Annotated in this window: 23 protein-coding genes; 9 read left to right on the top strand and 14 right to left on the bottom strand. The window is 44.0% G+C overall.

The window, feature by feature from the left end; translation table 11 throughout:
* Positions 1 to 68: 68 nt before the first annotated feature.
* The 3 genes from L3V33_RS10610 to queF form a co-directional block, all read right to left on the bottom strand.
* Positions 69 to 1,634 (bottom strand): GGDEF domain-containing protein, encoded by a 1,566-nt coding sequence (locus L3V33_RS10610; protein ID WP_237290352.1) that lies wholly within the window; start codon positions 1,632 to 1,634, stop codon positions 69 to 71.
* Positions 1,635 to 1,752: 118 nt separating this feature from the next.
* Positions 1,753 to 4,011 carry a tetratricopeptide repeat protein gene (locus L3V33_RS10605; protein WP_054547576.1) on the bottom strand — a complete coding sequence of 753 codons (2,259 nt, stop codon included), beginning with the start codon at positions 4,009 to 4,011 and terminating at the stop codon, positions 1,753 to 1,755.
* A gap of 58 nt (positions 4,012 to 4,069) precedes the next feature.
* On the bottom strand, positions 4,070 to 4,915 hold the full coding sequence (queF, locus tag L3V33_RS10600) for an NADPH-dependent 7-cyano-7-deazaguanine reductase QueF (RefSeq protein ID WP_017087479.1): 846 nt from the start codon (positions 4,913 to 4,915) through the stop codon (positions 4,070 to 4,072).
* 131 nt (positions 4,916 to 5,046) lie between these two features.
* Between queF and syd the strand changes: the two genes are divergently transcribed.
* The 3 genes from syd (at position 5,047) to L3V33_RS10585 (ending at position 7,984) form a co-directional block, all read left to right on the top strand.
* Complete coding sequence (syd, locus tag L3V33_RS10595; RefSeq protein WP_017089736.1) at positions 5,047 to 5,592, top strand: SecY-interacting protein; 546 nt, start codon at positions 5,047 to 5,049, stop codon at positions 5,590 to 5,592.
* 4 nt (positions 5,593 to 5,596) lie between these two features.
* Positions 5,597 to 6,373 carry a Zn-ribbon-containing protein gene (locus L3V33_RS10590; protein WP_102553655.1) on the top strand — a complete coding sequence of 259 codons (777 nt, stop codon included), beginning with the start codon at positions 5,597 to 5,599 and terminating at the stop codon, positions 6,371 to 6,373.
* Positions 6,374 to 6,778: 405 nt separating this feature from the next.
* Positions 6,779 to 7,984 (top strand): carbohydrate porin, encoded by a 1,206-nt coding sequence (locus tag L3V33_RS10585; RefSeq protein ID WP_237290351.1) that lies wholly within the window; start codon positions 6,779 to 6,781, stop codon positions 7,982 to 7,984.
* A 91-nt stretch (positions 7,985 to 8,075) separates the two neighbouring features.
* Here the strand turns inward: L3V33_RS10585 and L3V33_RS10580 are convergent, their stop codons facing one another.
* The 3 genes from L3V33_RS10580 to metN all read right to left on the bottom strand — a co-directional run bounded on the left by L3V33_RS10580 (position 8,076) and on the right by metN (position 10,659).
* Positions 8,076 to 8,885 carry a MetQ/NlpA family lipoprotein gene (locus L3V33_RS10580; protein ID WP_017106288.1) on the bottom strand — a complete coding sequence of 270 codons (810 nt, stop codon included), beginning with the start codon at positions 8,883 to 8,885 and terminating at the stop codon, positions 8,076 to 8,078.
* Positions 8,886 to 8,951: 66 nt separating this feature from the next.
* Positions 8,952 to 9,635 carry a methionine ABC transporter permease gene (locus L3V33_RS10575; RefSeq protein ID WP_004734372.1) on the bottom strand — a complete coding sequence of 228 codons (684 nt, stop codon included), beginning with the start codon at positions 9,633 to 9,635 and terminating at the stop codon, positions 8,952 to 8,954.
* Positions 9,625 to 10,659: a methionine ABC transporter ATP-binding protein MetN gene (metN, locus tag L3V33_RS10570; RefSeq protein ID WP_237290350.1), complete on the bottom strand. Its 1,035-nt coding sequence runs from the start codon at positions 10,657 to 10,659 to the stop codon at positions 9,625 to 9,627. The genes L3V33_RS10575 and metN overlap by 11 nt, the downstream gene beginning before the upstream one ends.
* Before the next feature lie 240 nt (positions 10,660 to 10,899).
* Between metN and gmhB the strand changes: the two genes are divergently transcribed.
* The 5 genes from gmhB (at position 10,900) to treC (ending at position 16,327) form a co-directional block, all read left to right on the top strand.
* A complete protein-coding gene (gmhB, locus tag L3V33_RS10565) occupies positions 10,900 to 11,451 on the top strand; it encodes a D-glycero-beta-D-manno-heptose 1,7-bisphosphate 7-phosphatase (protein WP_004734374.1) in 552 nt (183 codons plus the stop codon).
* A 65-nt stretch (positions 11,452 to 11,516) separates the two neighbouring features.
* Entirely contained in the window at positions 11,517 to 11,858 is a 342-nt protein-coding gene (locus tag L3V33_RS10560; RefSeq protein ID WP_145564146.1) for an MliC family protein, read from the top strand.
* An 89-nt stretch (positions 11,859 to 11,947) separates the two neighbouring features.
* Entirely contained in the window at positions 11,948 to 12,892 is a 945-nt protein-coding gene (treR, locus tag L3V33_RS10555) for a trehalose operon repressor TreR (protein ID WP_237290349.1), read from the top strand.
* A 204-nt stretch (positions 12,893 to 13,096) separates the two neighbouring features.
* A complete protein-coding gene (gene treB / locus L3V33_RS10550; RefSeq protein WP_237290348.1) occupies positions 13,097 to 14,521 on the top strand; it encodes a PTS trehalose transporter subunit IIBC in 1,425 nt (474 codons plus the stop codon).
* Positions 14,522 to 14,641: 120 nt separating this feature from the next.
* Positions 14,642 to 16,327, top strand: coding sequence for an alpha,alpha-phosphotrehalase (treC, locus tag L3V33_RS10545; RefSeq protein WP_237290347.1), 1,686 nt, complete (start codon positions 14,642 to 14,644; stop codon positions 16,325 to 16,327).
* A 98-nt stretch (positions 16,328 to 16,425) separates the two neighbouring features.
* On the opposite strand, the gene L3V33_RS10540 is transcribed toward treC, so the two are convergent.
* The 3 genes from L3V33_RS10540 to L3V33_RS10530 all read right to left on the bottom strand — a co-directional run bounded on the left by L3V33_RS10540 (position 16,426) and on the right by L3V33_RS10530 (position 19,701).
* Positions 16,426 to 17,355 (bottom strand): hypothetical protein, encoded by a 930-nt coding sequence (locus L3V33_RS10540; protein ID WP_171312514.1) that lies wholly within the window; start codon positions 17,353 to 17,355, stop codon positions 16,426 to 16,428.
* Positions 17,356 to 17,500: 145 nt separating this feature from the next.
* Positions 17,501 to 19,009, bottom strand: coding sequence for a winged helix-turn-helix domain-containing protein (locus L3V33_RS10535; protein WP_237290346.1), 1,509 nt, complete (start codon positions 19,007 to 19,009; stop codon positions 17,501 to 17,503).
* Positions 19,010 to 19,098: 89 nt separating this feature from the next.
* On the bottom strand, positions 19,099 to 19,701 hold the full coding sequence (locus tag L3V33_RS10530) for a YitT family protein (protein ID WP_016784986.1): 603 nt from the start codon (positions 19,699 to 19,701) through the stop codon (positions 19,099 to 19,101).
* Positions 19,702 to 20,048: 347 nt separating this feature from the next.
* On the opposite strand from L3V33_RS10530, the gene glyA reads away from it, so the two are divergent.
* On the top strand, positions 20,049 to 21,299 hold the full coding sequence (gene glyA / locus L3V33_RS10525) for a serine hydroxymethyltransferase (protein WP_017084166.1): 1,251 nt from the start codon (positions 20,049 to 20,051) through the stop codon (positions 21,297 to 21,299).
* A 230-nt stretch (positions 21,300 to 21,529) separates the two neighbouring features.
* Here the strand turns inward: glyA and L3V33_RS10520 are convergent, their stop codons facing one another.
* The 5 genes from L3V33_RS10520 to L3V33_RS10500 all read right to left on the bottom strand — a co-directional run bounded on the left by L3V33_RS10520 (position 21,530) and on the right by L3V33_RS10500 (position 25,296).
* Positions 21,530 to 21,856, bottom strand: a complete 327-nt coding sequence (locus tag L3V33_RS10520; protein ID WP_004736794.1) for a hypothetical protein — start codon at positions 21,854 to 21,856, stop codon at positions 21,530 to 21,532.
* Between the two features lie 231 nt (positions 21,857 to 22,087).
* Entirely contained in the window at positions 22,088 to 22,279 is a 192-nt protein-coding gene (locus L3V33_RS10515; protein WP_102467014.1) for a DUF4250 domain-containing protein, read from the bottom strand.
* Position 22,280: 1 nt separating this feature from the next.
* The gene (locus tag L3V33_RS10510) at positions 22,281 to 22,484 is read right to left on the bottom strand and encodes a YaeP family protein (protein WP_009847436.1); all 204 of its coding nucleotides are present in this window, start codon (positions 22,482 to 22,484) and stop codon (positions 22,281 to 22,283) included.
* 204 nt (positions 22,485 to 22,688) lie between these two features.
* Complete coding sequence (locus L3V33_RS10505; protein ID WP_237290345.1) at positions 22,689 to 23,378, bottom strand: tellurite resistance TerB family protein; 690 nt, start codon at positions 23,376 to 23,378, stop codon at positions 22,689 to 22,691.
* Positions 23,379 to 23,577: 199 nt separating this feature from the next.
* The gene (locus tag L3V33_RS10500) at positions 23,578 to 25,296 is read right to left on the bottom strand and encodes a proline--tRNA ligase (protein ID WP_237290344.1); all 1,719 of its coding nucleotides are present in this window, start codon (positions 25,294 to 25,296) and stop codon (positions 23,578 to 23,580) included.
* Between the last annotated feature and the right edge of the window lie 2 nt (positions 25,297 to 25,298).

The raw sequence follows: 25,298 nt of genomic DNA, 5'->3' as shown, positions 1-25,298 counted from the left end.
CAAACATTGAGGGAAATGGTATGTGATAAGTATTTGAAAAAATGAAATAAATTATATCTAAGGCTGACTTAGTTCCAAACAAGTTGGTTGGTACCGCGTTGCTTTGCTTTGTTTAGCGTCTTATTAAGTCTCTCTAATACTTCTTCAGGCGTATCAGACTCTTTAAACTGAGTACTTGCCGCACACAAGGTAATCGTGATTTGTTGGTCACGGAACTTAAAGGGTAGGCGGCTTACTTGAGCTTGGATGTTTTGAATCACCTGGTGGCAATATTCATCGGTTTGTTCTGGCAACAGCAAGACAAACTCTTCACCAGAAAAGCGAGCCACGGTATCGGTTGTGCCTGCTTCTTTAGTAATAGTTCTCGCGATGATTTTAAGTGCCTTATCACCCGCGGTATAACCAAAGCTGTCGTTGATGGCTTTGAAGTTGTCGATGTCGAGCAGCACTACGCGCAGTGAGTGTTGTGCACGAATCCAACGGCGATACTCAAGCTCTAAGCGATCAGTAAAGGCGGTGCGATTGTAAACTTTAGTGAGCGGGTCAAGTAGCATACGCTGAGCCTGATCTTCTAAGCGCTTGCGGTAATCTTGGGTGACTTCATAGAGTGAATCTAACTGAGTCTTTCCATAACTCATTCTCTCTATTAGAGCTTGTTCTTTCTGTTCTGCGTGATTCAGTCTTTCTGAAAGAGAGGCGATTTCAGTGAGTAGCGGATTAATCGTTCGCTTTAAACTATCAATTTCCTTCGCTTTCTCTACAGAGCTCTGGCTCTTAATGACAAGTTCACTTAACTCAGAGTTAAGGCCTTGGCGGTGCTCAAAGTAACTTTGGCTCTGATCGGCATTTTGGTCTGCCGTTTTGATACTGGAGGCCAGCGAGGAGTTTAGCTGATCGATAAATTGTTCAGACTTCTTACGCTCTAAGTTGGTGCCTTCAATTACCAGTTTGAGGATCTGAAGTGTCAGCTCAAGCAGATTTTGTGTGGAAACACCCAGTAGTAGTTTCGCTCGAATATCGGTAAGCAAATCACCCGACTCACCCTCGAAATCGAGTTCAGTGATCAGATGTTGTAATTCGTTTGATAGGTCGGAAAGGAGTTCTTGTTCCGGAGAATGCGTAACGTCGGCAAAATGAGTGCGTGAGTTATTCGCCATAATCTTAATGGCACGCTCATAAATACCGAGAAGTTTCATGGCATGGTCGACTTTCTGACTGCCATTGCATTCGGAGAAGCTAAGTAAGTTTCGTAGGTCGCGTTTAAGCTGCGCTGGAAGGCCTGTTATGCGTTGCAGCGTTTCCCCACTGTGCTTAATGCTATCGTCCAGATATCCGTTCTGTTTATCCATAGCCAACGTTTTCTGCTTAAGCATCCTTTCTAATACTGCCAGCTTTGGGATCATCGAGCTAATGTCTTTTTGCTTTTCTAGCTCTTCCCGAAGGGCAATGAGGTTTTCATCTAAATGACTGTTACTGCCAACACATGCGTCACTCAAAGATGTGACGATACGCTTTAGAACTTTTTGTTCTCTAATAAATTTGAACGAGGTGTCTCTTTGCGTCAAACGGACCTGTTCCAACTGAAGTTTCAGCTGGTGGAGTTGCGCCTGAATGTCTTTTTCAAGAATGCCCATAGATGTATTAATTAGCGCCGCGTAGACCGAGCTCGATCATTTTGATGAAATTCCGTTGCATCGATAATAACAAAACTAAAAATAAGGTCACGGCTTGCCGCTCTTAACCGCTCGCAAATCAGTCATCTTTTAGCATTTTTTTGATGTTGTCCTCATTCTGGTATGACGATTGTATCTTTATTAACCCTTGATTAATCGCATGTTTACACGCTTCTCTTATGTTACCCGTTGCAAGGCTCGCTGCGGGCGCATTATCGATAGCCTTTAAGTATACCCATTGACTGCTGCGCTCTTTGAGACTGATCTCACGCGCTAGATTGGTCGACATCAATAACACATCGAGCAGTTCTTGGTCGTTAATTGCAGTGTAAGCACGTGGCAGGAACGGGTAGTCAGCGATGCCCATACGGACTGTTCGGTTGATGTTTCGCTCGGGTTCGAAGTTATTAACCCAAGATTGAATCTTTCTGAACAGGGCCTCAGGTGATAAATCACGGTCAGCGTTGGGCTCGATATAAAGCAGGTTCGCATCCGAGAAATGGTAGACACGAGCTGGGCCTTCAAGCTTAGATTTGAGGAATTCGCCAAAAGCATCTTCGAGTTCTAGACCCGCTTTGTAACCGTTCTGCGTGTACATATTACGTAGGAAAGGTAAGTCAATCATCACGAAGCGTAAACGGTCGTTGAGCGGTTCATGAATCAGTTCACCAAGCTGCCACTGCTCAAAGGTTTGGCTGGTTTGTTCCAATGAATTTGAGAGTTTCGCATTCAGCATTCTTAGATTAGGAAGCTTAGAACGGGAATGCGTAAAGAGGTCGGTACGTAGTGAATCGACCTCTTTGGCTAAGGTTTGAATGAGGTAGCCTCGGCGCAGCACAAAGAAGAATAAGACAATGCTGAACAAGAATAGGGCAAACGAAATCTTTTGGAATTTACGATGTTCTAGTTTGTATTTCTCTAGCTCTTGTTCTTGGCCTGCATAGTGCAGGGTTTGTTCGGCAAACTCTTTTTGTTGGCGGAATGCGTCTTCCCCAACACGGTTGAGTTTTTGCTGCTCTAAAGAGACAAGGCTGTTGTATTGCTTGAGATTTGCCAATGCTTGCTGTGGACGACCTGCCTGTTCATAACCCAAAGAAAGTAAATAGTATGAGCGTTGCGACAGACGCATATTTTCTACTTGACGCGATATCTCAAGTGCACGTGTCGCATGCTTGATCACATCTTCGCTCTCTTGCAGGTGGTAAGCCAATCCTGCTGATAATAGCGCTGCACGACCTTCCAGTTTTGGAATGTCGGTGTACTCTAGTAGTTCAAGGGCCCGGGTTAAGTACTGCTCAGCTAGAGGGTAATTATAGAGGCGTAAGTAAGTTGCCGATAGACTTAGACGAATATCGATGACTTGGTGTATATCTCTGTCGGTACTTTCGTGATCAAGAACGTTGAAAAAGTGCACTAGGGCAAGGTTATATTTTCCTTGATAGAAGTACACATCACCCATCTTTTTAAGTACTTGAGCTAATATGGGGGAGTTTTCAAAGTTATCATAAAAATCAGCGGCTTGAGAGAGGTGCTCTAATGCTTTATCTAACACTTGGCGCTCAAAGAAAAGTTGCGCAAGTAGGCGGTTTACCTTAGCTAAGCGTGAACTCAGATTGCCTTCTACTGATTTCCAATAGCCATACAGTAACTCAGATAACGCGTGATTGTACTCTTTGTGAGTCAGATAAAATTCACCGACCGTGATGTGGTAGTCGATGGTAACTTTTTCTGAGTAACGCTGATCGAGGTAGGTTTTCGCTTCTTGGTAGAACTTTTCAGCTTCGTCGACCTTATTGTCATAAGAGGCGATATCAGCTTTCAGCATGATCAAACGATAGGTAATACCCTCTGTTAAACGTAAGGTTTTATTCACCGATTCTAGGTTTGCTTCAATACTTGTCAGCTCTGCTGTTGCTGTGGCTGACTTTCTGTCACTCAGCCAAAGTAAGCGAACTTTTAGGATCTGAAGATCCAGCTTTAAGTAATTAAGCTTATAGGTTTTTGCGAGCTCAGAGGCTTTGTCGATGTTTTTAATCGCAATACGAATGTTGCCTAGGTTGTATTCCGCTTTGGCTAAGATCTTATACGCATCGATACTGCTGTTTGGTGTTCTAATTGAAGAGTCTGTCTCTTCGCGAGAAATCGCTGAAGGGCTTTTCTCACGTTGATCAGAAAGGACACGAAGCGTTAGGTAACTGTTGGCCATTTGTTTTGCTTGGCTTGGCTCGATTTCAACCAAGTTATTGGCTTCATTGAGTAGCGCCGACGAATAAACCGACGCATTGACCGATGTGCTTAAGCTTAAAATAAATAGACTAACAACGTATAACCAACGCATTTCAATGTCCCTTTAAAGATTGGTAGGTTCAAATAAGTGTGGGTGGGTTCACGCCTGATTATTGGCGAGCCATACGCTTATTGTGGCTTGGTCTATCTTGCTCTGTTGAACGGTATGGATTGATATCCAGACCACCACGACGCGTGTAACGTGCAAACACGGTTAGCTTCGATGGCGCACAGTATTTCATGATATCAGTGAAGATACGCTCAACACATTGTTCGTGGAATTCATTGTGCTCACGGAAAGAAACTAAATAGCGTAGCAGAGCTTCACGGTCAATTTGCTTGCCTGAATATGCGATCTCAACGCTGCCCCAATCCGGTTGGTTGGTGATCAAGCAGTTCGACTTCAATAAGTGGCTATGCAGAGTTTCTTCTACTTCTTGCTCGCCAGCAGCACCTTCGAGCAGTGACGCTTCAAAATCGTAGCTGGTGATTTGGATGTCTTGATTGTCGATACAGTCACCTTCCATCGTCACGATTGGTTGGTTAGTGTAGTCGGTTACTGAGTTTACATTCACAATCACAGGTTCGCCTGCACATGCAGACAAATCTTGGGTCAGGCGCTCAGTGACTTGAGCCCAGTTTTCAAATTGAGTCTGGTTATAGCTGTTTAGGTACAGCTTGAAAGATTTTGATTCAATTAAATTTTGGCTGGTGGCTGGGATGAAAACTTCGCCCACCGCTACTTGTGGTAGGCCGTTGGTATTTAGCCACGAAAGCTCGTACATCGTCCAAATATCATGACCAACAAAAGGCAGCTCGCCGTTTAGCGCAAGATCATCGCGATTAAGGCTACGAGGTACTGGCTGCAATAAACTTGCATCGTATTGGTTAGAGTACTCAGTTTTTTGGCCAAGGGTTAAACCCGCTAGCTCTTTTGCGTCAGAATATTTGCTCATACTTTCGTTTCAAATTCGATTAGAATGGGGTCGATTTTACTGAATCCCCATTACCCTGTCATTAAGTCATCGCTTAATCGGTGCTGAAAGGGCTCGGATTCTATTTATTATTTTGTGTTTAGGAGATTTTCATGACTCAACGTGCTCAAGACGCACTACTTTCTTTTAGTCAGCGATACGTTGACGCGTGGCAGCAGCAACATCAAAGCTTACCTCGTAATGAGGAATTGGTGGACATCGTATCGCCATGCGTAGAAGAAAAGAGTGGCGATGCTGTGTTGTGGAAGCACTATCCACGTGAGCAATTTGCGGATTTCACCAACGTTGAAACCGGTATTGAGTTGACTCTACATGAAGACATTAAGACTTTCTACGGTGCACAATTCAGCGCAGATATGAACGCGACCTTCGATGGTAACGAGTTGACTCTGTTACAGATTTGGAGTGATGAAGACTTCGAATGTCTGCAAGAAAACATTTTAGGTCACTTAGTCACTCAGCGTCGTTTAAAGCTAAAACCAACGGTTTTCATTGCCGCGACCGATGCAGAGCTTGATGTTATCTCTATCTGTAATCTGACGGGTAACGTGATCCTAGAGCGCTTAGGCACCAAAAATCGTGATGTACTAGCCGAGACATTGGCAGAATTTTTAGAAAAGCTACAACCAGCGGTATAAATAGATGTACGTACTAGAGCTTCAATTTGAGTGTTTTGATAACACAACGGTCAGCGCTGTCGATAAGGCAGTTAATGGCTTAATGGATGCACTTCGTTACAACGGACAAGTGTTAGGTCGTGAGTTTCCAATTGTGATGGGCGACGGCGAATTCTATGTTCGCGTTGTGTGCCCAGAGCAAGACAGTTTACACCCACGTAATCATTCAGATTTCGTAAAGGTCTGTTTTGAACGCTTATCAGCTGCGAGTTTATTAGCGCCTAAGATGCGTCTGCTTGGTCGAGATCTTAATTCCGAAGAAGTGGCAGAAGATGAAACGCCAAGTTGGCAGGTGTTATACACGACATTCGTGCATACCTGTTCGCCGCTGCGTAGTGGCGAGAGCCTGTTGCCGATCCCTTTGTACCGCAACCCGCCAACCTTCAATGGTGACCATAAAGCCGTGTTGAAATGGCAGACTGAATGGCAAGCCTGTGATGAAGTACAAATGGGCGGGGGTTGCCGTGCTGAACATGCAACGCTGACCGAGATTAGCGATACCAAAAGCGTATTGTTCAAACGCGGCTGGGGCTTGAGAGGGCGCATTGAGTACCTCACTAAGATCCCAACGTATTACTACTTATACCGTGTGGGCGGCATTAGCTTAAAAGCTGAAAAAGAGCGTAAATGCCCACAATGTGGTGGCGAATGGCTGCTTGATGCGCCTATTCACGATATTTTCTATTTCAAGTGTGATGACTGCCGATTGGTGTCAAACATCTCTTGGGATCACCTGAAGTAACCCTTCGGTGGTTATTTAAACGTCATATTTTAGATGTCGGAGTATTACTTAAGTGCTCCGATATCGATTTTCCCTTTTATATTAATCGTTTACTATCTTGTTTTATTACTCGATTTCGCGACTCACAAGCTATCTTTTCCCAATCTTTATTACTCTCCAATTGTTCGCTACTGTTCCCCCCAAGTAGGTACAGAACGTGATATTCCCCTCTTTCTGCAGCTCCAACGTATTCATAGAAATAATCCAACACCCATCAATTTTTAGTTAACTCAATAGTTAGCCTGATCACAATAATCAATCAGTTCTCTTTCAATTTATATTCTTCTCAATATGAATGGGATCGATCCCATGGGAATGTTCCCATTTATAAAAATAACCTGATTCTAGATCTGAAAGGAATGGACGATGAAACTGTTACCTATTGCTGCTGCACTCTCTACTGCTTTACTTGCCCCTAATTTATACGCCGATGAAACCACGCCATTGGAGTTCAATGGTTACATGCGCGGAGGCGTTGGCCTGAGTAATGAAGGCGGCTCAAACAGCAAGTGGGAGGTGAGTAAAGTTGGCCGACTCGGCAACGAAAATGACCTGTATGGTGAGTTTGGTTTTAAGAAAGAGGTGTATGCAGAGGACGACGTTTCATTTTTAGTTGATTCCATGTTGTCGTACTGGCAAGGCCAAGATGAAAACGCGGCGGATAAAAGCGTTGATGTGGTGCAATTGAATGTTCAGGCGGTGGGGCTTTTTGAAGATAAGGACATTGGAATTTGGGCGGGTGAACGTTACTACCAGCGTCATGATGTACACATCGTTGACAACTACTACTGGGATGTCAGTGGTATTGGTGCTGGTGTTGAACACATCAATATGGGCCCAGGTAAATTATCGGTAGCTTTGATTCAAGACACCGTTACGGGCGATGTTTTTGATGGGGAAGAAACTACAGCCATGATTGCAGACGCGCGTTATGCCGGGATTCCACTGTGGAAAAATGCGGATCTTGAGGTCGGTATTGATATGAACTTTGCCAATGAAAAACAAGGTCAAACGGTCGATGCGGATGATAGCGTGATGCTAACGGCAAGCTTAAATCAAAATCTGTCAGGTGGCTTCAACAAAACGATTCTCCAAGTGGCTAACTCTGGCTATGCCGAGCAGATGACAACCTTTGGTACCGGTAAAGGCATCGTACGTGATGCAAACAATAATGACGCTGAAGGCTTTCGATTGATTAACTGGGGTGTGCTTGCTGTTGGTGAGAACATCGAGTTTGGCCACACTGTTCGTTATGCAATGTCGACGGGTGTTGGTGCGAATAATAGCGATGATGATTCGTTCAGTGCGGTCATTCGTCCGCTTTACAAGTGGGACAAGCGTATGCGTACCATTCTTGAAATTGGTGGCTTTGTTGAAACTATCGATAACAAAGATGGGGCGGGTGGTAAATTCACAATCGCTCAGGCTTGGGTTCCACAAGTGGGTTTCTGGTCGCGTCCTGAATTCCGTATCTTTGCGACTTACCTAAACGATGCTGAAAATGACAATGCCTTCGGTGAAGGTAAAAACAGTGAAATGAGTGTTGGTATGCAAGTGGAAGCTTGGTGGTAAGTCGAACTTTCTTGTAAATCCTAACCAATAAAAAGGGGCTGACGTTATGTCAGCCCCTTCGGGTATCTATAGATTGCTGTAGTTTAGTTGATTACCAACCTTTAACTACGCCACCTTGGAAGATATCAGAAGCTGCTTTGTACACTTCTTCAGTTTGGTAAGCTTTAACGAAGTTCTGTACGTTTTCAGCGTTTAGGTTATCTTCACGAGAAACGATTAGGTTTACGTATGGAGAATCTTTGTCTTCAACGAAGATACCGTCTTTTTGCGGAGTCAGGTTGATAGAGCTCGCGTAAGTTGTGTTGATGATAGACAGTGCTACATCATCTAGAGAACGAGGAAGTTGCGCAGCGTCTAGTTCAACAATTGTTAGGTTCTTAGGATTCTTAACGATGTCACGAACGGTTGCTAGAAGACCTGCACCTTCACGAAGCTCAAGAAGACCTTGTTGCTCAAGAAGAAGTAGAGAACGACCTAGGTTTGTTGGATCGTTTGGTACCGCAATACGAGCACCGTCTTGGATTTCGTCTACAGATTTCACTTCTTTAGAGTAACCCGCAATTGGGTAAACAAACGTGTTGCCAGCAATAGTTAGCTTGTAACCACGGTCAGCCACTTGCTGATCTAGGTACGGTGCGTGTTGGAATGCGTTGATGTCGATAGAGCCGTCATCCAGTGCTGCGTTTGGTGTTACGTAATCTGTGAAAGTCACTAGTTCAACATCTAGGCCGTACTGCTCTTTTGCTACTTTAGCTGCAACTTCAGCAACTTGTGCTTCAGCACCTGCCATTACGCCAACTTTTACTTTAGAAGTGTCGACTTCTTTGTCACCACAACCTGCTAGTACTAGCGCTGATGCCGCTGCTGCGATAGTAAGTAAACCTTTAAGGTTAAATTTCATAATAATCTCCTTTTAATAAATCTATTTAATTTGGTTCAGACGACTTTGAGTTTGGTCTGTAAGTCGTTATCTGTGGTCAACTCGGCGAACTAATGAATCACCGATTGATTGAATAATTTGTACCAGCACAATCAACATCACTACCGTCACAGCCATGATAGTCACATCATAACGGTGGAATCCGTAACGAATCGCGACATCACCTAAGCCGCCGCCACCAACAGTTCCTGCCATTGCTGAGTAGCTCACCAGCGTTACTAATGTAATCGTTACTGAGTTGATGATAGTCGGTAGTGCTTCAGGAAGCAGAACCTTATTGATGATTTGTGTTGGTGTTGCGCCCATTGATTGAGCTGCTTCCACTAGACCTGTTGGTACTTCAAGTAGCGCACTTTCAATGAGTCGAGCCACGAATGGGATAGCGCCAATCGTCAGCGGAACAATCGCGGCGGTTGTACCTATGAAGGTACCAATCAGCATCTTAGTCAATGGGATAATAGCAACCATCAATACTAAGAAAGGCACTGAACGGCCCACGTTCACAACCGCACCGAGAATTTTGTTTAGCTTGGTGTTCTCTAACAGACCACCTTTTTTAGTCGTATGTAGAATCACGCCTAATGGGATACCGACAGCGAAGCCAACAATGCCTGCTACAGCAACCATGTAAAGGGTTTCGCCAGTTGCGCCTAATAGAAGGTTACCGTTAAGGCTGATCCAGTCAGCAATCTCGTTGAAACTAAAGGACATAGCCAAGTACCTCTACTTTTACATTGTTGTCGCGTAGGAATTGAATAGCAGCATTATCATCGGCTTCATTACCGAACAGTTCAGCAACCATCATGCCGAATTTAACGCCGCCGGCGTAATCCAGGTCTGAGCTTAAGATACTGACATCGATGTTGAACTTACGTGCGATTTGCGTCATCAGCGGAGCATCGACCGTTGCGCCAGTAAACTCAAGGCGTACCAGCGGGTAGCTGCTGTTTACGCGGGTCTCTTGCAAGCGTGCTTGGTAATCTTCAGGAATCGTTAGATCCAAGGTTGAGCGAATAAATTGATGTGCCAGTTCAGTCTTAGGATGTGCAAAGATGTCACCGACAGTCCCTTTCTCTACTAATTCACCACCGCCAATGATCGCCACTTCGTGACAAATGCTTTTCACTACATCCATTTCATGAGTAATAAGCAGGATAGTGATGTTCAGCTTGCGGTTGATTTCACGCAGTAGCTCAAGAATAGATTGAGTAGTCGCAGGATCGAGTGCACTGGTCGCTTCATCACATAACAAAACTTTCGGGTCAGAGGCCAGTGCGCGAGCAATCGCAACACGCTGCTTTTGACCACCACTTAAATTCGCAGGGTAGGTGTCACGCTTGTCTGCTAGGCCAACAAGCTTAAGTAACTCACTGACTTTCGCTTCAATAACCGCTTTATCTTTACCTGCAAGCTCTAAAGGCAGTGCGATATTGTTAAATACAGTACGAGAAGACAGAAGATTGAAGTGCTGGAATATCATGCCGATGTTACGACGCGCTTCGCTAAGTTCTGATTTGCTAAGTTTTGTTAGGTCAATACCGTCAACAATCACTTCACCAGACGTTGGAGCTTCCAACATGTTTACACAGCGGATAAGGGTACTTTTGCCTGCACCTGAAGAGCCGATGACTCCAAAGATTTGACCTTGAGGAATGTGGAGGTTGATATCAATTAAGGCATTGATTTCTTTGGTGCCTTGATAAAAAACCTTGTTGACTTGATTCACTTTAATCATAGGGAAACTCGTGCAGGTAAAACAGAATAATATATCGATAGCTCGCTCGATTTACAGATGATGCTATGGTGTTCTATGATCTAAGTCAATAGATATTTTTACGTCTAGACGGCTAAACGTCGATGGTGTTGCTGAGGTAGAAACAAATCGTTAACGAACGCAAAACTAAATAGATAGTGATGAAGCAAATAAAGCGTGTAATAATTAATGATTAATAGAGAGTTGATAGAGAACTGAATTTTGTCTAAACCTGCTGTTTTTTTAGATCGTGATGGTGTGATTAATGTTGATCACGGCTACGTACATGATGAGCATGACTTTGAATACATCGATGGTGTGTTTGAAGCGGCGAAAGCGTTTAAAGATATGGGCTATTTATTGGTACTTGTGACCAACCAATCTGGTATTGCTCGTGGCAAGTTTAGCGAAGATCGTTTTCTTTCTTTGACGCAGTGGATGGATTGGAACTTTGTCGATAATGGCGTTGAGTTAGATGGTATCTATTACTGTCCTCATCATCCTGAACACGGCATTGGCGACTACAAACAAGATTGTGAATGTCGCAAGCCTAAACCAGGCATGTTCATTTCTGCTCGTGACTTTCTGAAAATTGATATGGCGAACTCTGTCATGATCGGCGATAAAGCTGAAGACATGATGGCAGCAGAAGCCGCTGGTGTTGGTACCAGAGTCTTGGTAAGAACGGGCAAGCCTGTGACTGAAAAAGGCGAGGCTCTAGCAAGTGTCGTGCTTGACAGTATTAAAGACGTACCAGCATTCTTAAAAGGTTAAGACACTAAGATACCTTTCACTTTAGATATAAGTGTCGTTCACTATATTAAGATGAGGAACGCAGTATGAAAGCATTGTTGATAGCATCTCTATGTACGGTTGCATTAGTCGGGTGCTCTAAATCAGCAGCTCCTGAGACTGAGAGCGCAACATCGGATAATCAATTCGTGACTTATCAATGTGAGTCTGACGTTTCGTTTGAAGTGGCTTACCTTGATAATGAAAAAGCAGTATTACGTTTGCCTGATAATGAATATCGCCTGATTCAAATAGCGGCAGGTTCAGGAACGAAATACATCCTAGATGATGGTACATCTGAGGTGGTTAACAGCGTAACTTTACGCACTAAAGGTGACAATGCTCGTCTAGAACTTGATCGTGTCGTCTATAAAAATTGCCGAAAGTAGGTCATAGTTAACTTCTAATATTTACAAACAGTTAAGTGAGGGATTATGCCCTCACTTTTTCTTCTCTTCCCTTTAACGTTAGACTTTTTATGAGCAAAAAACTCACTATTCTCGATATTGCTAAACTGTCCGGTGTTGGTAAGTCAACCGTATCTCGCGTTCTGACCAACGATCCAAAAGTGAAACCTGAAACCCGTGAAAGGGTGGAAAGAGTAATTCAAGAATCTGGGTATACGCCGTCTAAGTCTGCGCAGTCGATGCGTGGTGGTAGTCAAAAAGTCATCGGTGTAATCATTTCTCGTTTGGACTCTCCCTCTGAAAATAAAGCTGTTAGCACAATGCTGGCCGAGTTGTATCGAGCGAATTACGATGTCGTGATCATGGAAAGTCAGCTTGATAGAGAAAAAGCCAATGAGCACCTTCAGGTTCTCAAGCGTCGTAATGTAGACGGCATAATCGTGTTTGGCTTTACTGACTGCGATATTCCTGCGATCGAAGCTTGGGAGCATAAAGCCGTAGTTATTGCTCTAGATACCGAGAACGTGACATCTATTAACTATGATAACCAGCAGGTCATTGATCGTGCTTTAGCGCATTTATCCGATCAAGGGATCTCTGATGTTGGGTTTATTGGTGTTGATCCTAGCGATAAATCAACCGGTGAACTGCGTTTGAAGGCTTATCTAGAGTGGTGTGAAAATACCAGTTCGATTGCAAACTATCGAACTGGAGAGCTCCACCATGAAAGTGCTTATCAGTTAGTAGATGATGTATTAACACCAACAACTCAAGCTATTGTGTGTGCCAGTGACACGCTAGCTCTCGGCGTGATCAAGCGTCTTCAAGAGCTACAACGTGAAGATGTGGTTGTTACTGGCGTTGGTGGCAACACTCTGCTCTCTTTTTTGTTTCCTCGTGTCTTTAGTATTGATCCTGGGTATCAATCTGCAGGTAAATTGGCCGCCAATCTATTGATCTCTCAGCTTTTAGGCAATGCAGAGATCTCTCATCACACTCAATCACCTATTCTATAATTCACTCAATCAAGCGAAATAGAACCGCTTAGATTAAAATTAGAGTGTGATCTCTTTCAATTAATGGGACTGTTCCCATTTTAATTTATCATTCATGCGGGCATTATAATAACCGTGATTGGGAATGTTCCCATAAATCTAAATCTGAGTGGTTATAGCCGCATGGTTTAGATGAATAATTGAATGAAACCAGGGTGGGGTAGTATGAGTAAGATAGCGAAGCAAGACGTTGCGCGTCTTATCGAGTTAGTCGGTGGCAAAGAGAATATTGCGAGTGTCAGCCATTGTCTGACTCGACTGCGTTTTGTATTGAACGATACGGAACTGGCGAACAAAGCAGAACTAGAAAAGCTGAAGCTAGTAAAAGGTTGCTTTACTAACGCAGGTCAATTCCAAGTTGTGATTGGCACCGAGGTTGATGAGGTGTACGCACTTCTGATTGAGCAAACTGGCAAAGATTCATCGTCAAAAGATGAGGCTAAACTTGCAGCTCGCCAGAACATGAACTTTCTTGAACGTGGTATCTCCCATTTAGCCGAAATTTTCGTACCACTGCTGCCTGCCATTATTACTGGTGGTTTGATCCTTGGTTTCCGTAATGTGATTGGCGACATTCGCATGTTCGACGGCAAAACCTTGGTTGAAATCAGCCAATTTTGGGCAACCGTTCACTCATTCTTGTGGCTGATTGGTGAGGCTATTTTCTTCTTCCTACCGGTTGGCGTTTGTTGGGCAACGGTTAAGAAACTCGGCGGAACGCCTATTCTGGGTATCACACTTGGTGTGACCTTGGTTTCACCACAACTCATGAACGCATACATGATAGGTAAATCGGTACCTGAAGTGTGGGACTTTGGTCTGTTCGTTATTGAGAAAGTCGGTTATCAGGCACAAGTGATCCCTGCGATGCTAGCGGGTGTGGCTCTGGCGTTCATCGAGACTAACCTCAAGCGCATTGTGCCTGCTTACTTGTACCTTGTGATTGTACCGTTTGTATCGATTATATTGTCAGTGATTCTAGCTCACGCCTTTATTGGCCCATTCGGTCGTATGTTAGGCGATGGTGTGGCATTCGCGGCTAAAGCTGCAATGACCGGTGACTTTGCGATTCTTGGTTCAGTAGTCTTTGGTTTCTTATACGCACCTTTAGTTATCACGGGTATTCACCACACAACCAACGCTGTGGATTTGCAATTGATGCAAGACTTAGGTGGCACACCAATCTGGCCTTTGATTGCACTATCAAACATTGCACAAGCTTCAGCGGTTGTCGGCATCATTATTTTGAGTAAACGTGAAGGTGAACGAGACATCTCGGTACCAGCAGCAATCTCTGCTTACCTAGGTGTAACGGAACCTGCGATGTACGGCATCAACCTTAAATACAAATTCCCTATGTTGAGCGCAATGATCGGCAGTGCCGCAGCGGCTGCAATCTGTGGTAGTGCAGGTGTGATGGCGAATGGTATCGGTGTTGGTGGCTTGCCGGGTATCTTATCGATTCAACCGCAATATTGGTCGATTTACTTAGTCGCGATGCTGGTGGCGGTTGTACTGCCGATAACGCTGACATTGTTCTTCTATAAACGAGCACAGATGAAAGGCGAACTAGAAACCGCCAACGCGTAATGCATTTAGCAAGCGATGACTTCAAGTGAGTCATCGCTTTTTCTCTTAGGAATGACTCCTATTCGACCATGTAAGCATGGTGATTTTTTATTTATATTTTCTGGTAAGTGAGTGTTAGAGATGGCGATGACTCAGCATGATGAAAGTTGGTGGAAAACCGCAACCATCTATCAAATCTACCCAAAGAGCTTTTGTGACAGCGGCAATAAAGGTACTGGCGATATCAAAGGGATCATTTCGAAACTGGATTACCTCAAACATTTGAGCGTGGATGCGATTTGGCTAACCCCAGTTTACGCGTCACCCATGATCGATAATGGTTACGATATCTCAGACTATTATGCGATTAACCCCCAATTCGGCACCATGGAAGACTTCGACCTACTGCTGTCTGAAGCGCATCAACGTGGTATCCGCATCGTGATGGATATCGTGGTAAACCATACCTCGACAGAGCATGCATGGTTTCAATCTGCTTTGGGCGATAAAAACAGCCCGTATCGCGATTACTATATCTGGAAAGATCCCGTAGATGGCCAAGCACCAACTAACTGGCAGTCTAAGTTCGGTGGTAATGCGTGGGAACTCGATGAGGCTACAGGGCAATACTTCCTACACTTATTCGCCAAAGAACAGGCCGACCTCAACTGGGAGAACCCGGTTGTACGCGAAGAAGTAAAAGACGTTATCAGCTTCTGGGCTGAGAAGGGCGTCGATGGTTTCCGTTTAGATGTGATTAACCTGATTTCAAAGCAGCAAGATTTCCCGAATGATGATATTGGTGATGGTCGCCGTTTCTATACCGATGGCCCACGTGTGCATGAATATTTGAAAGAGATCAGTGAAGCGGTATTCCAGAAGTACGGTAGCGTGACGGTTGGTGAGATGTCTTCAACCACGTTGGAACATTGTCAGCAATATTCAAATGTTGATAACAGCGAGCTATCAATGGTGTTTAACTTCCACCACCTTAAGGTCGATTACACCAATGGTGAGAAGTGGACTAATGCACCGTTTGATTTCTTACAGCTCAAGTCGATCTTCAATCACTGGCAAACCGGTTTGAACGGCAAAGGTTGGGGCGCACTATTCTGGTGTAACCACGACCAACCAAGAGTCGTGAGCCGCTTGGGTAACGACCAGCAATATCGCGTTGAATCAGCCAAGATGCTTGCTGCGTCAGTCCACATGATGCAAGGCACACCGTATATCTATCAAGGTGAAGAGATTGGTATGACCAACCCGGGTTACACCGAGATCAGCCAGTATCGTGATGTAGAGAGTACCAATATGTACGACATCATGGTGAACCGTGATGGTGTGGCTCATCAAGATATGATGGCTATTTTAGCGCAGAAATCACGTGATAATTCTCGTACACCAATGCAATGGAACAGTGAGACGTACGCTGGCTTTTCGCTATCACAGCCATGGTTAGATGTTGCGAATAACTACACTGAGATCAACGCTGAGCAAGCGCTTGAAGATAAAGACTCGGTATTCTATTTCTATAAGAGTTTGATTGAGTTACGTAAAGAAGTGTCCGTGATTACTCATGGCAGCTATCAAGATTTATTGCCTGAGCACCCGTCGGTATTTGCGTACTCTCGTGAGAGTGAAGGACAAACTCTGCTGTGCATTAACAGCTATTATGGTGAAGCGTGTCAGGTTGAGTTGCCTAATGAACTTGATCTGGATGAAGCGCAATTGCTATTGGGGAATTACCCTGAAGATCCGTCGCCAGTTTCTGTAAATACGATGATCTTGCGACCGTATGAAACAAGAATTCTCTTGATAGAGCAATAATACTCGTTCCCCTATGCGAGTATAAGCTTTGAGCCTGAATTCTAAATGTCAGGCTCAAAGCTTTCTTCTAATTTAACATTGACGTCTTGTTCGATTGCTTAGCCTTTATTGACCGTAAATGAATCGAGAACCCACACTGTTTCGCTCAGTTGCGTGCCATTCTTTTCATCCCAGTCCATCATTTTCACAACGCCAAAGTTTGGGTTAAACCATGTCTCGGTATTGCTTTGAAATTCAGCTGAATCATATCCATCACAAACAACGTTGTAAGTGTTTTCAACTTTCAGGTACGCCGTTTCAATTTTCTTACCTTTAACCGTTACCGTTGAGCGCTGACCATTTTCAGAAACTTGTTGCTGCCAATGGAATTCACATTGTGTGTCTGACGGTCCTAAATCATCAATATCACCTTCATAAAAATCATCAAGCAAGGCTTCTAGTTGGCCAGTAGTAACCTCAAACGAAAGCCCGACTGAACTACTGCTGTGGCTAATATTTGGGCTTTTTTCTTTTACTGTACTGCCTGAGGATTTGAATACTGGGTTGGTCACTAAAAAGTCGACAGTCTCACCGTTGCTCAATTCTATATTGGCATCAACTGAGTTAACAAAGCCATCACTGCCTTTGTAAAACAGCTCACTGTCTGTCTCACTTTGCACCGTCACATCTGCAGCATAGAAGTCGTTGATACCGCTGTTTACCATGCTCTCTACCGTTGCCTTTAGCTTCTCTAGTTCAGCAACACCTTTAGTAGTGTTAGAGATAGCTAGCTTATCCAATTCCAACTGAATATTGGCCAACATCAGTTCAGAACTGATGTCTCGGTATGCAAGATCCAACACTGTGTTCTCTTCACCATCTTCTGATACTAGGTACGATAATAGTGTGATGTTCTTCGGTGCAAACTGAGAGTTGTTGATCGGGTAATCGAACTGAGTTGTACCAGTTGAGCCTGATGAAGAAGAGCCACCTCCACAGCCATATAAAGCAAAGAGAGAAGTCGCAAGCAGCGTCATAGATTTATTCATGTTGAGCATTCCTAATATAGTTGGCCTAGAGCGGCCTGTTGTTTTTAGGAATGCTATTGTTGAGAGGGTTAATAGGGCAAAAAACGAAGATACATAAGATCTTAATTTATGTTTAACTTATTGTTTTTAAGTGATTTGTATTTATTCATTCGGAAAATTGATGGCCGACATTCGTGCAGTAGTTAAGCATTAGGTTTTCCCATTGCTTGATGATCAGTGGCTCATTGATGCTCAATTTTAGATTTTTCCAAGGCTGGAGACAGGTCGATTTCGACTCAGGTTTGGATAAGCGAGCAAACAACTCTTCTGAAGGAACCACTCGCAGTAACGCGACCAAGGATTCCATGTAGTTGAGGCGAAACTTATCCATATCCCCTTGCTTGTAGGCAATATGGGAAATCATCATATAGACCAGTGCGTTCTCGATGGTCGAGTTACCCGCCGTATTGGTCAGAAACTCTTTGGCAGTTTGCAGGTCTCTTAACTTGAAGTGGATAATCCCAAGCCAGAGTTTGAGCTCATCGGGAATCAACTTAAAGCGTGTTTGCACAAGGCTAGTGAAACTGATCAGTCGCTGGTGGTCAGTCTCAAAGAGCGCCATTTGTCGTGCAATCAATGTTGCAGTCATCACGTTGAGTGGCACGCTATCCAGCTTTAGCGTTTGTTCATTAAGCAAATGGTTTAGTTCTTTATCGCTGACAGACCATTCTGGTGATAGCGGAGCAGGTAGAGCAAAGTAGTTTGCCAGCTCTCTATTTATCTCCATCAAGTCTTCATTGAGGTTATCTAACTCTATTGAGTAGACCCCACGAAAGGCAAGCTTGCCCGAGCTTGGATAAATAAGGCTGACTTTAGCTGCAAGACGTGTATCGACCTCCTGATCCTTTAATTGAATATTGAGCAGGTAGTCACTGGTACGCATGTTTTTTGCGCCCGGAAAGAAAGGAGTACTGTCTATTGGGTCAACGAAGTAACTCGGAGCATCTTGGTTGGCTAAATCGGTATAAGCGTATTCAATTTGCTGTTGGAGCAGTAGCGCTTTAACGGATTTTCGGCGCGTTCTCGCATTATCACCAATGGCATCGATGCGGTTCAGTAATAGTTCGACCTTAGGAATCAGCCTCTGTGTGCGTTCTAGCTCGGAGGCTTGGTTTGACGAGTGCCAAAACATATAACCTAGAGTCGCGGTGCTTATCAGCAACACAACAGAGAATGACAGTAATAAGAGGTTAAGCGGCGACGTCTTTTGGCTGGCCTGAGGTGGCTCGGTTACTTCTGTAATTTCGACTGCTGTATCGGCCAGACTCACTGAGCTCGGATTGAGAAAGTATCCTTTGCGTGGATAGGTCACCAAGATCTTAGTAGCATCGCTTTCTGGTAGGTGCTTTTGCAATACAGAACGCAATGTACTGATTCTATTAGTGAGAACATTCTTTGAAATGAAGTTACTTTGCCAAACTGATTCGATGATCTGCTCAGCTGCGATAGGCTCACCCACGCTAGTAAGAAACAGTTCGAGTAATTCAATAGAACGAGGTTCTAAATCGATGACCTGCTCGTTGCTACTCAAGACACGTGTGACTGGGTTGAATTCTAAACCTTCAATAGAGATCGAGGTTTGAGTGTCTTTGGCGTTAGAGAGGTAATCTTGCATAAGAAAAGAGAGGGTAGCTTATAAAAGCTAAATACTAGCTGTTTTTGTTATGAAAAACAGCTAGTAATTCATTGATTGGATAACTGGAATTAAGACGCGTAGTTGACCGAATAACGAGTAGGCTTGTGGTTCATTGCCAATACGATGTTCAATACTGCGGTGCCCAATACCGAAACGGCAATTACCCAAGGCGATACGAAGAAGCAAGAAGCAAACAGAATACAGGCATCAATGCCCATCTGAGTTTTACCTACAGAGATGCCGTAGCGGTCTTGGATGAACAAACATAATACGTTGAAGCCACCCAAGCTGGAGCGATGACGGAATAGGATTAACATACCTAAGCCCATTAATAAGCCACCGGCAACAGCACAGTAGATCTCGTTATGAACTTCTAGTGAGATAACGAGGTATAAATGATCGGCAAACACAGAAACTAACGCACCAGCAATTGCACTGCTAATGGCAAAGCTACGGCCAAATCGTTTCCACGCTAATAAATAGAATGGACAGTTGGCCACAAAGTACAAAATACCGAAGGTTACAGGTAAGAATTGACTCAAAAGCAGAGCCAAGCCAGTAGTACCACCGGTAAGCAGGTTCGCTGACTGTAAAAAGAAGACGCCTAACGCCACTAAAAACGTGCCAGTGAGAATAGCTACCCAATCTTCTTTACGTGAGTGTTTTTCCATCGTTTTAATAATTACCTAACCAATAAAGGCGTGCATAGTAGAGAAAAACCTTAGCTTTCGGTAGCTTGAGGGGTAAAATTAAGGTAAACCTATGTAATCTGCGTTTTACAGGGTGTAAAGCGTAAAATTGACAGTAAGCGTCATCTTTGGTTGGATAAGCTTAATAACCATGATGAATCTTATATGTGATTATGAAAAAACTGCATGATAAAATTGCAATTAGCTCTTTATGACCTAGATCAAATTATGTAGAATGCGTCACATCAAAACGGTGACGGAAACGTTTGCTTTCGGTCGTTGTGTGGTTTTTTTGAAACTTTCAGTACAATCTGAGTCAGGAGATACAGATGCTTAAGCGTGACATGAACATTGCTGATTACGATGCGGACCTATTCGCAGCTATCCAAGAAGAAACTCTTCGTCAGGAAGAGCACATCGAACTTATCGCTTCAGAAAACTACACAAGCCCACGTGTAATGGAAGCTCAAGGTTCTCAACTTACAAACAAATACGCTGAAGGCTACCCTGGTAAGCGTTACTACGGTGGTTGTGAGTTCGTAGATAAAGTTGAAACTCTAGCAATCGAACGTGCATGTGAACTGTTTGGCGCTCAATACGCGAACGTACAACCTCACTCAGGTTCTCAAGCAAACAACGCTGTATACATGGCACTACTGAATGCTGGCGATACTGTTCTAGGTATGAGCCTAGCCCACGGTGGTCACCTAACTCACGGTTCTCCGGTAAACTTCTCTGGTAAGCTTTACAACATCATCCCTTACGGTATCGATGAAGCAGGTCAAATCGATTACGAAGAGATGGAAGCGCTAGCTATCGAGCACAAACCTAAGATGATCATTGGTGGTTTCTCAGCTTACTCTCAAGTTTGTGATTGGGCGCGCATGCGTGAAATTGCTGACAAAGTAGGTGCTTACTTCTTCGTAGATATGGCTCACGTTGCCGGTCTAATCGCTGCAGGCGTTTACCCGAACCCAGTTCCACACGCTCACGTTGTAACAACTACAACGCACAAAACGCTTGCTGGTCCTCGTGGTGGTCTTATCCTTTCTAACGAAGGTGAAGATCTTTACAAAAAGCTAAACTCAGCAGTATTCCCTGGCGGCCAAGGCGGTCCTCTAATGCACGTTATCGCTGGTAAAGCAGTAGCGTTCAAAGAAGCTCTAGAGCCAGAATTCAAAGAATACCAAGCTCGCGTAGTTGCTAATGCAAAAGCAATGGTTGCTGAATTCCTAGCACGCGGTTACAACATCGTTTCAGGTTCTACAGAGAACCACCTGTTCCTAGTTGACCTAATCGACAAAGACATCACAGGTAAAGAAGCAGATGCAGCACTAGGTTCAGCTAACATCACAGTGAACAAGAACTCAGTACCAAACGATCCACGTAGCCCGTTCGTTACTTCAGGTATCCGTATCGGTTCTCCTTCTATCACTCGTCGTGGTTTCTCAGAAGCCGATGCGAAAGAGCTAGCAGGTTGGATGTGTGACATCCTAGATAACATGGGTGATGAGTCTGTTATCGAAGCAACTAAAGCAAAAGTACTAGAGATCTGTAAGCGTCTACCGGTTTACGCTTAATTTTTCTTCGTAGTAATTTGAACTTCGTTGTCGAGCATGCTCACTTACATCCGTAAGCTCCGCGTGCTCTCCTAAAATTTCAAACGACTACTTTGAAATGTACGATTTGAAAGGCTCCTCGATAGGAGCCTTTTTTACGTTTGAAGATCAGCTGTCTGAGTAATAAGGAGCAGGTACTAAAAAGGGCTGATGTTTGCACATCAACCCTTTGCTGTTTGTTGGTATAGGTTTTACTTTTTGATGCTCAGTAAAGTACCTGACTTACATCTAAACGAGTAGTAGCTGCGGCTCTCGTTGAATTTGCCTAAGCCTTCGCCATCACAATAGTCGATGTTGATATCACGCATTACTTCTAGTGTATCTTCGCTGTTCAAAGCGAATTTAGAACCATCAGAACAGACGATACGAATTCGCTCATCATGGCTTACTGAGTAGATATCTACTTCGGTATTACACAGCTCAAAAGAGGCTTCACGAAAGTTGTCTTGCTGTGTATTTGAAGCGCAACCTGCAGTCAGTGTTGCAGCGAAAACTGCCAAAAGTCCGAGTCTTTTCATTGTTAATCCTTCGCTATCATCAGATTGGGTGATGAGTTTTATATGCTATTTGAGGTAGCCTATACAACAATACGCTTTGGTTCAAGGAGCGTTGGTTCACTCTAAGATATAAAAGTATAGGTGCAAACAGATAATTTATAATAGGTTTATTGGTCTTGGCCTATCACGTACCTCAAACAAAAAAGACCAACACGGAGGTTGGTCTTTCAAAATAAAGCTTGTTTTAAATGACTATCGAAACTGTTTTGCTTCTGGAAGATACTCAAAACCGGCAGACGCAAGTTTTGCGATCAAGGCTGCTTTGTCGATTTCGTAGAAGTTGACTACTCGATCCAAATCACCGCCGAAGTCGTCACGGAGCTTCATGTTGACGATGCTCATCAACATCACAGAGTCCATCTTTTCAAAGTTAGCGAGGTTCATATTAGTCCTCGAAATCTGAGATCAGCAGATTGGCTGCGGCAAATGCAGCGCGATCTCTTGCTTCTTTGGGAAGAGATTCATCTGCAGCAAGGTCATTCAATGTTTTTACTGCGCAGGTGATCGCTTTAGGGATATAGCCTTGGTCGCCACTGCCAATTTGAGAATACAGTTCACGCACCAAATCACAACAATCGTATACTTTCATTTTTATACCTAACCAAATGATAACTGATCTCAATATACACATAGAGATAAGCAAAAACAAAGTGGATCTGATTAAGTTCAGAGTTAGTTTGTTCTTGCTCAATATCTCATTCTGTTAATGCTCAATGTATTACTTTGCTAGCTTGCCATTTGAGTCGTTCTTTACGATTCGCTGGTATTTATTGAGTCGCTTAGTATCTAATGATTAGCCGGATATTTGTTGTTCAAGTTGATAAGTAACTTCATCAGCAAGGTTGAGTTGCTTAGCTAGTTCTTTGAGGTAAGCCTTCTCCATGAAGTTTTGCTCATCCGCTACAATCAAAGAGGCTAAATAAATTTCACTCGCTTGTTGAGGCGACGTTGCCAGTTGAGCGATTTCGCTTGGGTCGAGTGGCTTGTGAAGTTCTTCAGAGACCAATTTAGTCAGTTGATAGTCCGCACCCATATTTTCGACCGCTTGCTCGATCTTGGCCATTTCCTCCTCATCGACATGACCATCGGCTTTGGACGCAGCAATCATAGATCTTAGAATCAGCACACTATGGTTTGAGTCGTTCTCATCAAATTGAGCTTGTTCCACATTCGGTGTTTGGCCTTGTTTAGATTGATAGTCGTTATAGACCTTGTAAGCGAGTGCGCCAAGTGCCGCTGCACCACCAATACCAGCGGCTTTCTTACCCATTTTCTTGGTTTTCTTAGAGCCCATTAACGCACCTAAGAGTCCTCCGCCAACTGCGCCTGCACCGAAGGCTCCGAGTGTACTTTTACTGCTACTCTTGCCATTGCTGCCTTTAGTAAGGCCACTTAAACTTGAAGACCCTTGTGAAAGTTTATGAGTGCCTTGTTTTACGAGATCTGATTTAAGTGCTTGGTTCAGTAAGCTTTTGATATCCATCGATACCTCCAATGGTGAGCATGTCCAAAAAGTTGATGACACCAATATACGGATTTGAAGATGAACAGGGGATTAACTTACGTTATTTACTCTAGTGATAAATAGAAGGGAGTTTAAAGAGAAACGACAGGCACAAAAAAGGCCACCTAATGGCAGCCTTTCAATATCTAACTAAATATTTATTAGCTAGCAAATAGGATTACTTAGCTAGTTGAGCCTTAAGGTGCTCGATAACCGTGTCCATAGCGATAGCTTCTTTATCACCAGTACGACGGTTTTTGTATTCGAAGTTACCTTCGTCCATGCTGCGATCGCCGATAACGATAGTGTGAGGGATACCCACTAGCTCGATATCTTTAAACATAACACCTGGGCGCTCTTTACGGTCATCGAATAGTACTTCGATACCCATAGCTGTTAATTCAGCGTATAGCTTCTCAGCTGCTTCTTTAACGCGCTCAGATTTGTGCATGTTCATTGGTACGATAGCAACTTGGAACGGTGCTAGTGCGTCTGGCCAAGTGATACCGAATTTATCGTGATTTTGCTCGATAGCCGATGCAACAACACGTGAAACACCGATACCGTAACAACCCATTTCTAGGATTACGCTCTTACCATCAGGACCAAGCACGTTACAGTTCATTGCTTTAGAGTAAGTGTTACCTAGTTGGAATATGTGACCAACTTCGATACCGCGCTTAAGCTGGATAGTACCTTGACCACATGGGCTTAGGTCGCCTTCAATAACGTTACGTAGGTCTTCAACTTGAGCAAGCTCAACGTCACGACCCCAGTTAATACCGAAGTAGTGCTTACCGTCTACGTTTGCGCCAGCGCCGAAGTCACTCATTACTGCTACAGAGCGGTCAACGATGAATGGTAGCTCTAGGCCAACAGGACCTAGTGAACCAGGGCCTGCCCCAACAAGTGCTCGGATTTCTTCTTCAGAAGCCATCTCTAGCGGAGAAGCAACTTGTGGAAGATTTTCAGCTTTCACTTCGTTCAGTTCGTGATCACCACGGATGATCAGTGCAATGATATCTGCATCTACTTCATCAGAAGCTTTAACGAATAGAGTCTTAACTGTCCTCTCGATTGCTAGACCGTGCTGCTCTACAAGCTCTGCGATTGTTTTTGCGTTTGGCGTATCAACCAGTTCCATCTCTTGAGTAGGCGCTGCAACTTCTTCAGTAGGAGCTAGTGCTTCTGCTTTCTCGATGTTCGCTGCGTAATCAGACTCAGAAGAGAATGCGATTAGGTCTTCGCCGCTTTCAGCAAGAACGTGGAACTCTTGAGAGCCGCTGCCGCCGATTGCGCCAGAGTCTGCCAATACTGGACGGTACTCAAGGCCCATGCGGTCGAATGCTTTACAGTAAGCATCGTGCATCGCTTGGTAAGACTTTTCTAAGCCTTCTTTGTCGATATCAAAGCTGTACGCATCCATCATCGAGAATTCACGTGCACGCATTACGCCAAAACGAGGGCGGCGTTCATCGCGGAATTTAGTCTGGATTTGGTACAGATTTAGAGGAAGCTGTTTATAAGAGCTGATCTCGTTACGTACTAGGCTCGTTACCACTTCTTCTGCTGTTGGGCTAAGAACAAACGGACGAGAATGACGGTCTGTGAAACGAAGTAGCTCAGGACCCATCTTTTCAGAACGGCCAGTCTCTTCCCAAAGCTCAAACGGTTGAACTACGGGCATCAAGATTTCAACGGCACCTGCATTATCGATCTCTTGGCGAACGATATTTTCGACTTTACGCAGTACACGTAGACCAGTAGGTAGCCAAGTATATAAACCTGAAGCTAGCTTACGGATCATACCTGCACGTAGCATCAGCTGGTGGCTGATAACTTCTGCGTCGTTTGGAGTCTCTTTCAGAGTAGAAAGAAGGTAGTTACTGGTACGCATTC

Source organism: Vibrio sp. A2-1 (genome assembly GCF_021728355.1).
Taxonomy (GTDB): domain Bacteria; phylum Pseudomonadota; class Gammaproteobacteria; order Enterobacterales; family Vibrionaceae; genus Vibrio; species Vibrio splendidus_K.
The sequence above is the reverse complement of the archived record's forward strand: the minus strand, read 5'-3'. Positions and strand labels throughout refer to the sequence as shown.